At 38.5% G+C, this 12,436-nt stretch carries 11 protein-coding genes and 2 tRNA genes; 7 read left to right on the forward strand and 6 right to left on the reverse strand.

Annotation, left to right across the window (positions count from 1 at the left end):
* Positions 1–39 precede the first annotated feature (39 nt).
* Genes QXF67_00410 through QXF67_00420 form a run of 3 tightly spaced genes read right to left on the reverse strand, consistent with a single transcriptional unit; the run spans position 40 to position 1,893 of the window.
* Positions 40–1,026: a hypothetical protein gene (locus QXF67_00410; GenBank protein ID MEM3059987.1), complete on the reverse strand. Its 987-nt coding sequence runs from the start codon at positions 1,024–1,026 to the stop codon at positions 40–42.
* A gap of 3 nt (positions 1,027–1,029) precedes the next feature.
* Positions 1,030–1,299, reverse strand: coding sequence for a DNA-directed RNA polymerase subunit L (locus QXF67_00415; protein MEM3059988.1), 270 nt, complete (start codon positions 1,297–1,299; stop codon positions 1,030–1,032).
* Between the two features lie 30 nt (positions 1,300–1,329).
* Positions 1,330–1,893 carry an exosome complex RNA-binding protein Csl4 gene (locus tag QXF67_00420; GenBank protein MEM3059989.1) on the reverse strand — a complete coding sequence of 188 codons (564 nt, stop codon included), beginning with the start codon at positions 1,891–1,893 and terminating at the stop codon, positions 1,330–1,332.
* Positions 1,894–2,024: 131 nt separating this feature from the next.
* Here QXF67_00420 and QXF67_00425 point away from each other — a divergent pair, with 131 nt between their 5' ends.
* Positions 2,025–3,260, forward strand: coding sequence for a DUF373 family protein (locus QXF67_00425; protein ID MEM3059990.1), 1,236 nt, complete (start codon positions 2,025–2,027; stop codon positions 3,258–3,260).
* A 20-nt stretch (positions 3,261–3,280) separates the two neighbouring features.
* Here the strand turns inward: QXF67_00425 and QXF67_00430 are convergent.
* Positions 3,281–3,434, reverse strand: a tRNA-Tyr gene (locus QXF67_00430).
* 147 nt (positions 3,435–3,581) lie between these two features.
* Here QXF67_00430 and QXF67_00435 point away from each other — a divergent pair.
* The 6 genes from QXF67_00435 to QXF67_00460 all read left to right on the forward strand — a co-directional run bounded on the left by QXF67_00435 (position 3,582) and on the right by QXF67_00460 (position 10,017).
* A tRNA-Asp gene (locus tag QXF67_00435) sits at positions 3,582–3,697 on the forward strand.
* Between the two features lie 324 nt (positions 3,698–4,021).
* Positions 4,022–5,431, forward strand: a complete 1,410-nt coding sequence (locus QXF67_00440; GenBank protein ID MEM3059991.1) for a hypothetical protein — start codon at positions 4,022–4,024, stop codon at positions 5,429–5,431.
* 15 nt (positions 5,432–5,446) lie between these two features.
* Entirely contained in the window at positions 5,447–6,514 is a 1,068-nt protein-coding gene (locus QXF67_00445) for an alanine--glyoxylate aminotransferase family protein (protein MEM3059992.1), read from the forward strand.
* Positions 6,515–6,552: 38 nt separating this feature from the next.
* Positions 6,553–7,434, forward strand: a complete 882-nt coding sequence (locus QXF67_00450) for a hydroxyacid dehydrogenase (GenBank protein ID MEM3059993.1) — start codon at positions 6,553–6,555, stop codon at positions 7,432–7,434.
* Between the two features lie 2 nt (positions 7,435–7,436).
* Positions 7,437–8,705: a serine--tRNA ligase gene (serS, locus tag QXF67_00455; protein ID MEM3059994.1), complete on the forward strand. Its 1,269-nt coding sequence runs from the start codon at positions 7,437–7,439 to the stop codon at positions 8,703–8,705.
* 16 nt (positions 8,706–8,721) lie between these two features.
* Positions 8,722–10,017 (forward strand): sodium-dependent transporter, encoded by a 1,296-nt coding sequence (locus tag QXF67_00460; protein MEM3059995.1) that lies wholly within the window; start codon positions 8,722–8,724, stop codon positions 10,015–10,017.
* Here QXF67_00460 and QXF67_00465 read toward each other — a convergent pair.
* Both QXF67_00465 and QXF67_00470 read right to left on the reverse strand, forming a co-directional pair.
* Positions 10,007–10,948 carry an FAD-dependent oxidoreductase gene (locus QXF67_00465; GenBank protein MEM3059996.1) on the reverse strand — a complete coding sequence of 314 codons (942 nt, stop codon included), beginning with the start codon at positions 10,946–10,948 and terminating at the stop codon, positions 10,007–10,009. The two genes, QXF67_00460 and QXF67_00465, sit on opposite strands and share 11 nt — an antisense overlap.
* Positions 10,949–10,962: 14 nt before the next feature.
* Positions 10,963–12,384 (reverse strand): site-2 protease family protein, encoded by a 1,422-nt coding sequence (locus tag QXF67_00470; protein MEM3059997.1) that lies wholly within the window; start codon positions 12,382–12,384, stop codon positions 10,963–10,965.
* Between the last annotated feature and the right edge of the window lie 52 nt (positions 12,385–12,436).

Consider the following 12,436-nt stretch of genomic DNA (forward strand, 5'->3'; position numbering starts at 1 on the left):
TCTGAGTGAGGATTTTTGAAAGCTTTATTTATATAGAACTTAGCTTTGAAGGACTGACTTGCATCCTTCTGGTTCAATGAAAGCAAGATCACCTATTTGAAAGAAGGATATGAAAAGCTTGAAATAACCCATATAAGGGATACGCAAAAGAACTTTTCCTTTTAGTTGAGTAGTTGATGGAGGCACATTAAATTTTCCATTTATATAGTTGTATGCTTGAATGTCTGCGACCGGGTTGTTGTCTCCGCGGGTTAGGTAATAAGTAGTTGAGTCTGTTCTGAGCCCCAAAAAAACCCTATGTATTATATCATTAGGGTAATAGAGTTCAGAAGCATGTGGAGAGTAGACTATAATATCATTTGATTTATCAAAGCGGTAGCTCTGATTTTGATAAATTATTGCATCAATGCAAGGAGAATAACCTATGTATTGTCCGTCAATGCTAGAAACTTCGCACCTGGAATAGGTAAAAGTAAATCCACCACGGCTCTCTTTGAATTTTTCTGGATTTTTTAAAAATAAGGTACACGCTGGTTCATATTTTTTGTTGTAAGCGCAAAAAGAGAAAAAGGAGCCATCTACATCAACTGAATAATTATCGTAATGGACCACTGTTGAGGGGTTTAAGAGGCTATTAAAATCAGATATACTTACGTTGATGAATTGTGTTTTTGGGGTTCCGCCCGAAAGTATTACTAAATCTCCTCTTTCTAAGTTTGGGAGCATAGAACAAGTGACTATGCCGTTGATAGGTGAAGACGCCCCAAGAAGAATGGATGCACCAAACCACAACCCTAAAGCATACAAAATAGTGATTAATGTTTCTTTTATTTCCTTTTTTAATCCATGGGAAAATACACCCCCAAGAACTTCTGCTACTAAAAGAGAGAATATAAATATTGCAATTAATACTCCAAAGACGGGATTCTTAGTAAGAAGGAACAGAATGAAGCACAAACCAATCAGAAGATAAAAAACGTTATTTTTATTCAGCTGGATTATATACTCCTTAATTGTCACATTCACTCCTTACTCCTTTTTTATGTCTTGCTTGAATTTTTTAGCTTGGTCTGCAAGCTTTTTAGCAGCATTTGCAAGAACCTTGGCTGGGTCTTTGCTCTTCGTTCTAACAATAAGTTTCAGATTTCCAACCTCAGGATGTTCTTGGGTGCAAGAAGCAAACTCCACATCCTCATCTTCCAGGGCTATTTCACGTATCGCATTAAGAACTGAGATGTCTTCTCCCCCGACTTCTAGCTCGAGATAATTTTCCTCTTCCTTTATTACCTTTATTTCCATATAACAACCACCTTTGACGAATGTTAAGAATTATTTCATGATGCTTTTTCCATATTCTGAACTTATCTTTCTCGTTTCTTTTTTTCCACAATGGCTACAGACAAGCATACGGGATACCAAATTCATTGGATGCCTATCTTGAGTACAAAACGCTTTAATTATCCCAAGGTCATGGCTATTTACTCCAACGGAAACTTCAGTAGGTTTGATATCTATAACTCGAGCTTTGATAATGTCTCCTATTTTGACAAAATCATGGATATTTCTAACAAAGCCGATGCCAAGAGACGACGCATGCATGACTGCATATTCTGCCATGCTTTCATAAAATTTAGTAGGTGTTGGTGGCTGAGCAGTAAGTATTAGGGCAACAGGTTCGACAATCATTTCTACTCTACCATAAATGATATCACCAACTGATATTTTGGATAGCATTTTTCGTCCAATTACGCTTATTCGTCTATTGGTGACTACAACCTTCCCAAAAAGAGCTGAGTATATCTTACCATCTGAAGAATAAGTACCTGGCCCTTCTGCAAATTCTTCTTCCACACCTAGTTCCATTCCCGGAACAGCTTCCTTTTCAACTTCCACGCCACAAGCCCTCCTTAATAATCTTTACCAAAGCTTAAAATACAACCTTCTCTGCTTTCTAAAATGAGAGCATAAAGGATTTAGTTTCTACCTATGCTTATTTAAATAGCTTTCTTCATTTTTTTAATTATATGTTTAAGAAATCCATTCTTGTACTTTGTATAGATAGAGACAACGATTTGTACGAAAAAGTAAAGATATCTGGTCCTGTCATTGGAAGGAAAAAAAACATTGAAGCCGCGATAAAACTTGCATTAGCAGATCCAGAGGATCCTGATACCAATGCTATTTTCAAAGCAGTATCCACCTATGATGAGCTGTCCGAGCAATACAACGTAGAGATTGCCACGCTTACTGGCAACAAACAGCTTGGTTTTGCAGCTGACAAACAAATATCTGAACAGCTGGAAAGGGTACTCTCAGAATTTCATGCTGATTCCTGTGTTTTTATTTCTGATGGCGCTTCAGATGAGGAAATAATGCCCATAGTTAGGTCAAGGATAAAAATAGATTCGGTAAAGGTTCTCGTAATTAAGCAAGCAAAGGAATTGGAACAGACGTATTTTGTTTTACTTGAGAAGTTAAAGGATCCTTATTATGCTCGCCTTATATTTGGGATACCTGCACTGGTATTGCTAGTAGTTTCTGTTTCGACTTATCTTAATTGGGGCTGGCAACCGCTGGCTGCTTTGCTGGGACTTTATTTGCTTGCAAAAGGTCTTGGAATAGAGGAATCAGTATCCCGGATGTTTACAAAATTTAATTTTTCAGTTGAGAGGATGAGTTTGATTGTTTATCTTACCGCAGTACCGTTTTTCCTTTTCTCTTTATGGATAGCATATGAGGCGTATCTCAAGGCAACTTCAAGTGGGTTGGAAGGAGTGAAGGTAACTGCATCTACACTAAAAAGCATGCTTGAGCTTTTTCCATGGGCTCTCTTGCTTGTTGTGTTTGGAAAAATTATGGATTTGATGAGTGAAAAGAAGAAGTTTGAAATTCCAAAATACGGGCTTTATGCTATAAGCGTTACCATCTTGTGGTTCATTTTTTCTGTTGCAGTACAGTGGGTCTTGAACATTGAACCGCCGTACGTCTATTTTTCAGATGTAATACTTGCAACTATTATTTCAGTGGCAGCCGCCTATTTCTCTATCAAAGTAATCAAAAAGATAAAAGTAGATGTGATATCAAGAATGCGTCTTGAAAACAAAGAGGTGCTATCCGAGACCGGGTCGTATGTTGGCAGAATAATTGGCGTAGACTCAAAGGAATCTGTGATTATTGTGGAATCTCCATTTGGACAGAGATTTCAGCTTCCCATAGATGCGATTTCCTCTATCGGAGATAGAGTGGTCGTAAACTACTAATTTGGAAATAAAAAAAGAAATCCCGCCAGTGTGATTTATTCTACATAGGGCCAAAGTTTCATCCTTAGTTTGTTTTGCCTTTATGTTATTGAACACACAACATTCTGGTTCCTGCTTTTGAAAAAGCAGTTACAAGCTACAGCCAGACGCTCTGCCAGATTGAGCTATGGCGGGATTCCTACCTAAATTAAATGTGATAACATATTTAAAAAATAAACCTATAGGTTGAAGAAGTTACGGTTTCTTTTTGCTCTTGAAAGGATTAGTTCGTAAGAGGCAATAGAATTTAAATTTAGATAGTAAAATTATAAATCAGACATTGCCTCGGTGGTGTAGTGGTTAGCATTCTAGGCTGTCGATCTAGCGACCCGGGTTCAAAAAATGTTCAGCCTTCCTGAGAAAGGAGTAACGGATTTTTGAAAATCCCGGCCGAGGCGTCGATTTCTTTTATTTTGGAGCGTTGAATAAGAATCAAGTGAAAAGGTTTAAGGTGGAATTAAGAATTTAAACGGCTCGTTCAGATATCTCTGCTCAAAGATTTTATCAGCAGATGCTTAGACGCCTTGCGTTTTTCTCAAATATTAGTTCCTTTGGCTGGAAATAAGGATTAACCATTCGTTCTACCAGATGGATAAAAAAAGCCTTAACTATTGCAACAAATAAGTAAACGGCTTAGGAGTGTAAACGGTCACAAGAAGTCGGTTTGATATCTAAAATGCTTTTTTAAAGATTGTTGATAATATTTTGTGTAGGTGGTGTAATTGGTTTTTAAGAAATCATTTTTTGTTTTATTAGTTAGTATGATGTTTTTTGCAACATTATTTTCTTTTTCTATAAACGAATTTCTTGAAAAAAATACGGAACCTTCTGATTTAATCGAAAAAATTCCTCTTATGAGTAATGAGTCCTCTCTTGTACTTATAAAAATAAATGGGAAAGAGACGTACATTTATTCTCAAGACATAGGCGGTGCGCTGGAATCTGTGGATGAAATAAAAAAAGCACTTATTAATGATGCGTATCTAAAACGGGGTTATCAAGGCGTTGTTGGAAGGGCATTAAGTTCTCTGAGAAAGTTTAGAAGCGGAAAAGAGGATTTAGAAGGAAGATGCGATAGATATTTGGGGGTAGACAAAAAGCCATGTAAAGATAAAGAGAGTTGCTTGGTTGCTTGCTTTGCTGTTCCTCTCTGCAGTGGTGTAATTAATGCAAATGGGTTTTGGGAAGCGATGCTTGATTATACGCAAAAAAAAGACAGGTTGAACAATGAACTTTATGAAGCTGAAAAGATACTTGAAAACTTTGAGGAATCAAAACTTGAAGAACTCGTTTCAAGGCTCAACAACATCATTTCAATTTCAAGTAACTTGTCTCAGAATGGAATTTTTCTAAACCGAACTGATCCTGGTTGCGATAGATTTGATTCCAGATGCTTTGAGTATTGTCCAAAAATAAATTACTCGACAGAAGAACTGGTAGCTTCAAAAAATGAGCTTGGAGCTTTGAGGGTCCTCTTCCTAAGCTCCGCAGAACAAGAGGAGAGGGCAGTAAAGATTGCACAAAAAACTGCCGAACAAAAGAAATATTTTGAAGAGAGGATAGAGAAGTTTTCTAAATTAAAAGATTCTGTATCGAAGAGGATTCAAAAAATAGTTAATGCATCAGATGAAATATTGAGAAATTTAACTTCACAAGAACTCGTAGATGGAAAGGCAAATCTCTCTGCAATAGGGGATGAGATTTTGGCTCTTGGTAGGGAGGGGGATTATAGGCAGGCATTTGGAAAGGAAGATGAGTTCGAAGCTCTTGCTTCCAACGTGGAAAGGAAAATAGAAGAGTTAAAGTTAAGGTATTCTAATCTAATTAAAAGATATGAGGAGATTTCAAAAAAGTATGCTTCAGAGGCTAGGTTCATCGAACCTGGCTCAGAAATTGAGGAGTTGTACCTCTCAATATCCAAAAGCCTCTCTTCAAGAATAAACAACTCAGAGATAGATATGAAATTGGCGGATATTGATAACCTTGACGCAAAATTAAACAAGATTATTTCAGAGGCGGCATTATCGGGAAAAAGCGTTGAGGCAGGTCAAGTTACTGGTAATTATTGTCCTCTTCCCATTGCTATTCTACTTTTAGGATTTGTTGGAGCATTGTATAGTCTCAGACGCTAACGGTGATGCGAAGGTATGAGCGAACCACTTCTCCTTACTCCTGGTCCAGTGTGGTTGCACCCAAAAATAAGAGAAGCAATGTCAAAACAGATAATATACCATAGAGGAAGAGAGATAGAAGAACTGATAAGTGGTCTTGTTAGTTACATTAAGAAAAACATGAACTGCCAAGATGCCTTTGTGCTTACTGGCTCTGGAACTACCGGTTGGGAATTTGCGTTTGCGAATTTGTGCAAAAAAGACGAGAAGATACTCTGCCTCTCAAACGGACATTTTGGGGAGAAGCTTGCAAAAGCTGCAAGTTATTTCGGAAATGTGATTGGATATAACCTAGAAGCAAACAAAGGATGGAGTTTGGAAAGAGCAAAGGAGAAGATTGATGAAGCTTCTGACGCAACTCTTTTTGCGATGGTTTATAATGAGACAAGCACAGGTGTTGCAAATCACGCAAAGGATGTCTTCTCTTATGCAAAAAATAAAGGGATGATTACTATATGCGATGCTATATCTGCTTGGGGAGCAATGGAACTTGACATGCAGTCCTTTGGCATAGATTTCTGCATAAGTGCTTCCCAAAAGGCACTTGGAGCTTCGCCTGGACTTGCAATTGTAGGAGTCTCTCAGGAAGCCATGGAAAGGGCGCTTTCAAACAAAAGTACCTCATATTACCTTGATATGAAGATACATGCAGAGAATATGAAAAAATTTCAGACCCCTAATACGCCAGCAATAAGCTTAATGTATGGGTTGCAGGCTGCTTTTGAACTTTGTGAAGAAAGAGGAGGAATGAGCGCAAATATTGAGAGACACAGAAGAGGGGGGGAGATGGCAAGACGATTTGTAAAGGATATTGGATATGAGGTCTTTGCCGAAGAAGGATTTTATTCAAATACCATAACTGCATTTTTGCTTGAAAATGCGGATGAGGTGAGACGAAAGTTATACGAAGAGAGGAATATCGTCACTGCGCGAGATTTTGGGGCTTATAGGGGAAGGTTATTTAGAATATGCCACATAGGAAATTTCACAGAAGTGGATTTAGGGAAGGCGTTTGAAGCTATAAGAGAAATTTTAGGAAGATGATTACCACTTTAAAGTCTTTCTATTCTAATTTTAGTTATATGCCGACTATAGTCGTTGCAGATGAAATGGAAGAAGATGTATTAGAAATGCTAAGTGGAGTTGGAAAAATAGTTTATAAACCATCCAACATTGGGGTTGCTTTAACTGATGCAGATGCGCTTGTTGTTAGGAGTGCTACACGAGTAACCAGAGAACTTGTAGAGAATTGCAAAAAACTAAAAGTAGTTGCACGGGCAGGGGTGGGACTTGATAATATTGACATAGAAAGTTGCGAGAAGAAAGGCATAAAGGTATTTAACACTCCCGGTTCCTCAACTGAAGCTGTCGCTGAACTTACAATAGGATTGATGATTTGTGCTTGTAGAAACGTTGGCAAAGCACATTTTGGAATGAAAAATGGAAAGTGGGAAAAGAAAAAGCTAACCGGCTTTGAAATTGAAGGAAAAACTCTTGGAATAATAGGATATGGAAGAATTGGGAAAGCCGTAGCAGAAAAGGCTGTTGCTCTTGGGATGAGAGTGATTGCGTCTGACCCTACTGCAAAAAACGATGCTTATGCAAGAATAGTCTCTTTTCAGGAACTTTTGAAAGAGTCGGACATAATATCATTGCACTGTAACTTAACTGATGCAACAAAAGGAATGATAAATAAAGAGGCAATTGAAATGATGCGAAATGGAGTGGTGATATTAAACCTGGCCCGCGGCGAACTTATAAATGAAGATGCATTGTATGATGGATGCAAATCTGGAAAAATTTATGCTGTCGCTCTTGACGTCTATTCAGCCGAACCTTATAAGGGGAAGTTACTAGAATTAGACAACATTATATTCACTCCCCATATCGGAGCCTCTACTCAAGAAGCTCAAAAAAAAATTGGAGTAGAACTTGTGCATAAATTAAAGCAGGAGTTAGGGTAAACATGCCAACACTGAAGCAGATTAGAGAAAACGCAGAAGAATTCTTTCAAGGACTGACAAAGAGGGGGATGGATACAGACATCATAAAAAAATTGCTTGAAATAGACAAACGATGGAGAAAAGAGAAGGCTGAGCTTGATTTGCTGAGAGCAAAGAAAAACGAATTTTCAAAAATGATTGCTCAAGCAAAGAGCAAGGGTGAAATAATAGAAAAAGAGCTTGAACTGATGAAGAAGAATTCTGAAGAGATAACTCAACTTGAAAGAGAGATTAGGACAATAGAATCAAAAATAGAGGAAATTTTACTTCTTATTCCGAATATGCCTCATAACAGCGTCCCTCTGGGAAATAGCTCTGAAGAAAATGTGGTTGTAAGGGAGGGACCTCAAAAACCAAAAAAGGATTCAAAAAGCGTTGTCCCACACTATGACTTACTCACAAAACATAGGCTTATCGACTTTGAAAGAGGAGCAAAGTTAGCTGGACACCGGTTTGCTTTTCTTAGAGGGAAGATAGCGCGTCTGGAAAGGGCTCTTTCTAATTTTATGGTGGAATGTGCAGTTGGCAGAGGATACACTGAGTATTGGGTTCCATATCTTGTTGGAAAAAAAGCAATGATTGGAAGTGGACACCTTCCAAAGTTTTCTAAGGAAGTTTATAAGTGTAGCGAAGATGAGCTTTATCTCATTCCCACGGCAGAAGTACCACTTGTCAATCTCTTTGCCGATGAAATTTTAGATGAAGAGGATTTGCCAGTTAAGATATGCGCATTTAGTCCATGTTTCAGAAGAGAAGCGGGAGAGTACCAAAAGGACATAAAAGGTTTCATTCGCCAACACCAGTTTGACAAGGTTGAGTTAGTAAAATTCTGCTTGCCGGATGAATCTTACAAGGAATTAGAAAGCATGGTGAAAGATGCTGAGTCTGTTTTGCAAAGGCTCGGATTACCTTATAGAGTTGTTGAGCTTTGTACCGGCGATTTAGGCTTTGCATCTGCAAAAACTTATGATTTGGAAGTTTGGATTCCGTCTCAGGACAAATATAGAGAGGTATCATCTTGTTCAAACTGCACTGACTTTCAGTCAATAAGAGCTAATATCAAGTTTTGGAGAAAGGGAAAGCCGGAATATGTTCACACTTTAAATGGAAGTGGAATTGCAGTTGGAAGGACGCTTGTTGCACTAGTCGAAAATTTTCAGGATGAGGATGGAATTGATATTCCAAAACCGTTGCAGGATTTTATGCAGTGCGAAAGAATAGAATGGGAATAATTGGGTGCTTGGCCTTATGAGCACAAAAGATAGGTGGTCGGGCAGTTTAGAGTTTATAATTGCTGCGATAGGTTCTGCTGTTGGTATCGGCAACATTTGGAGATTTCCATATATAATGGGACAGAATGGAATGTTGGCATTTTTAGTTCCATACACAGTCTGCTTGATTGTGATTGGAGTGCCACTGCTTATGCTTGAGATAGGAGCTGGGCTGTATTTTAGGGTCTCTTATTTAGAAGTTTTAAAGAAGATTGGGTTCCCCCAGAGCCTTGGAATTTTTACACTTTTGGTAGTGTTCTTTATTTTGAGCTATTACGTCGTTATTACAAGCTGGATGTTGTTTTATGCATTCGGTTTTTTTACTGGTCTAGACGTGAATTTTGGGATTATATCAGGAAGTTATATATCTGTCCCATTTTTCCTTGCGACTATCTTTCTCCTTTACGTAGTGATGTCACTTGGAATAAAAAAAGGAATTGAGCCAGCTGTCATGGTGTTTGTTCCTATTCTCGCTTTGCTATTAGTGGTGATAACCGCATATATGTTGATAATGATGCCTCAGACCATAGAGAAAACGCTTGAAAAAATTGAATTGGATATGGAATATTTTATGAGTCCTCGAACGTGGCTTTTTGCTTCTGCTCAAGTAGTATTTTCACTTTCGATAGGCATGGGATTGATGCTTACTTATGGTGCCTATGTAAAGGATAGATTAGACCTAAAAAAGTCTGCGCTGACGATATGTTTAGGAGACTTGACAGTATCACTTCTTTCAGTGTTTATAATATTTCCACTTGCATTCCTATCTGGTACTTCGATAGAAGAAGGAGCACTTTTATCAATGGAAGCGCTTCCAGTCATTTTTGGAATGATGCCGTTTGGTAAATTTGTGGGAGGTATTTTTTTTCTTCTTGTATTTATAGCAGCATTTACTTCGGCAATTTCCATGGCCGAGATGGGTATTCACTCGTTTGATAGTAAACTGAAACTTTCAAGACAGAAAGCGGTCGAGTATTTTCTTCTTGCACTTTTGTTAGTGAGTAGTGTAGTGCTATTGAGTTATTCGCCTCTCAACTTATCACTGTTTGGAAAACCTATCCTGGACTTATTTGATGTTATATTTGGCACAATGCTTTCGCCTTTGTCCGCATTTTTAGTTTTGGTTGCGCTAGCTCATTATTGGGATATAAAAAGGTTCTTACTGCTGGCAGGAATAATGAATAGAACTCTGTCGAGAATACTTGAGTATATTCTAAAATGGGTCTCTCCGGCTATTCTTATACTGCTTTTTAGTTACGGGATTACTCATTAAAAGCCGAAAATCTTTTTACATAGTCATAAACCGCTTCTGATACTATAGCCCCATGCCCTACTGCTACAGGAGCTTGCTTTACTCCTCCAGTTAAATCCCCTATTGCAAAAACTCCACCAATGTTGGTTTGCATTCGAGAATCAACCTCTACGTAACCTGCTTCAGAAAGCTTTGCTCCAAGGGATTTTGCCAATGAGTTGGCGGGGTCAAAGCCTATGTTTATGAAAACACCATCTACAGGTAAGGTCTTTTCGGTATTTGATTTTGTGTCAAAAAAAACGATACGCTCAACCCTTTTGCTTCCTTCTATACGCTTTACTTCTGCATTGAGAATAAAATTTGCTCCTAGATTTTTGACTTCTTCTATCAAGAGTTTATCTCCAGCTCGAAACTCATCTCTTCTGTGGATTATGTAGACTTTACTTGCGTAGTCTAAGAGAAGACGTGCGGAAGTAAACGCAGAATCTCCACCTCCAACGACTGCCACGACCTTTTCACTAAAGAATGCGGCATCGCATATGGCGCAATATGAAACGCCACGACTTGCAAATTCCTTTTCTCCGGGGACCCCAAGGTGTCTGTATGAAGCGCCTGTTGCTAGAACTACTGACTTTGAGAGGTAGGTGTTTTTGTCATTTCCAATCAGAATAAAACTCTTATTCTCCTTTTTTATGTCAAGTATCTGCGCTTGAACGTAGATTGCACCAAGGTCAGTTGCTTGAAATAGCATCTTTTCACCAAGCTCCGGGCCAGAAATCCTCCTAAAGCCGGGAAAGTTCTCAATGCGGTCTGTCAGAGCCAACGCGCCTCCGGGCAATTTTGATTCAAACAAGATTGTTGAAAGCTTTTTTCTTACGCAATAAATCGCTGCAGTTAATCCTGCGGGTCCAGCACCGACTATTGCTACATCATAAAGTTTTAATTTGTTCATGCACCCATCACCCTTTATTTAAACAACCATGGAAGAAAATTTAGGAGAAAAGCAGCAGTCACGCCGGCTGTTATGGCGTTTACTATCCTCTTGTCGTTTACTGAGAGTTCAAATATTCTTTGTCCATCAAAAAAAGGAAGAGGGAGAAGATTTACAACTCCAACTATGAAATTTAGGAGAAAGAGGAGAGCAATGGTTGAATAGATAAAGTTCAAACTTTCAAAGCCATCCTTCCAAACAAATCTCCAACCTATGCCGTGATTAGAGAGCGGAACATAGAGAACGCCCAGTCTTCCATTTTCGTCTGCAATTAAGGTTTTTTCTCCTTTGTCTGTCAAGAGCCTAACTTTTTGACCTGCTGAGAACTTTGGTAGTTCAAAATTTTCAGAGATTGGCTGCGAATCAATAGCCCTTATTATGGCGCCACTTTCAAGTTCAGAATTTCCTGAAAGTATGTACAAAGCGGGCTGTCGTAAGTCTGAACTCAAGATTACAAAAATGGATAAAATGAAAAAGGAGAATATGCTGAAAACAAAATTTGCAGCTGAACCGGCTATAAGAACTCTCTTTTGCGTTAGGTTATCAGCTGACAAGAGTTCACTTTCGTTTGGTTCTATAAATGCCCCTACCGGGATTATTCCAAACAGAACAAGACCGGCTGAATCGACCCGTATTTTAGAAACCCTTGAAAGAATCCCGTGAGCAGTCTCGTGAACAAAAAGAAGAACAAGAAGAGCTATGATTCCTTCCCACAGGGGGAGATTTATGCCGGGAAGAAGGAGGGATGCTCCCGGTTCCATCACTTTGATGCGGAGGTCTGAATTAAAAATAAATCTTAAGACAGCAATGGAGATTGTAAGAGAATAGTAAAAAAGCCCAATAAGCGAAAAAATTGCAAATCCACCAACAAAAATAATAAGCGCTGAAAGGTAGATGAAAGTTTCATCTCCAATCAGTCCCTTACTTTTTTCTTTGCTTACTGCTATGAGGTCGATCCCTGAGATGAGTGACGAAGCCAGTGGTAGGATGTGGGGAATAGCAAACAAAAAGAACAGTAGAATAATGAATAATGAAAGGGGGATAACTATAGCGTAATATTTGATGTTCTTTTTCAAATCTGGGAAGAGGAAGATGGAAAAAAGCCCGAACCCAAAGACTAAACCAGAATCTGCAAAAAACTTCCATAAAGTTGGAGAAAGTCTCGCAATTTTATCGAGGTAATCCACCCCCCTTTGGGTTCTGAGAAGCATTAGACCTCCAAATCCTGAAATATTCCAAATTGATTGGAGGATGGTTCCTGCACACGTAAGTGAAATGACCGCTAGGATAAATTTGATGATTGAGTTAAGTTCAACGTTCAGCAATAGGATTAGAAGAAACAATGTAGCGATGAAGATTAATGCGGTTAAAGTGATACGCTTGTTTAGTTTTATCATGAAAAAATATTGGAAAGAGAAAATATAAAGCTGATTGAGTTAAGGATATAGT

Source organism: Candidatus Anstonellales archaeon, assembly GCA_038869735.1.
Taxonomy (GTDB): domain Archaea; phylum Micrarchaeota; class Micrarchaeia; order Anstonellales; family CG1-02-47-40; genus JAWCQO01.

What these genes read in the sequence shown, in the direction of transcription:
- QXF67_00415 (MEM3059988.1), bottom strand. Translation starts at nt 1,299, where the DNA reads ATGGAAATAAAGGTAATAAAGGAAGAGGAAAATTATCTCGAGCTAGAA.
- QXF67_00425 (MEM3059990.1), top strand. Translation starts at nt 2,025, where the DNA reads ATGTTTAAGAAATCCATTCTTGTACTTTGTATAGATAGAGACAACGAT.
- QXF67_00445 (MEM3059992.1), top strand. Translation starts at nt 5,447, where the DNA reads ATGAGCGAACCACTTCTCCTTACTCCTGGTCCAGTGTGGTTGCACCCA.
- QXF67_00450 (MEM3059993.1), top strand. Translation starts at nt 6,553, where the DNA reads ATGCCGACTATAGTCGTTGCAGATGAAATGGAAGAAGATGTATTAGAA.
- serS (MEM3059994.1), top strand. Translation starts at nt 7,437, where the DNA reads ATGCCAACACTGAAGCAGATTAGAGAAAACGCAGAAGAATTCTTTCAA.
- QXF67_00460 (MEM3059995.1), top strand. Translation starts at nt 8,722, where the DNA reads ATGAGCACAAAAGATAGGTGGTCGGGCAGTTTAGAGTTTATAATTGCT.
- QXF67_00465 (MEM3059996.1), bottom strand. Translation starts at nt 10,948, where the DNA reads ATGAACAAATTAAAACTTTATGATGTAGCAATAGTCGGTGCTGGACCC.
- QXF67_00470 (MEM3059997.1), bottom strand. Translation starts at nt 12,384, where the DNA reads ATGATAAAACTAAACAAGCGTATCACTTTAACCGCATTAATCTTCATC.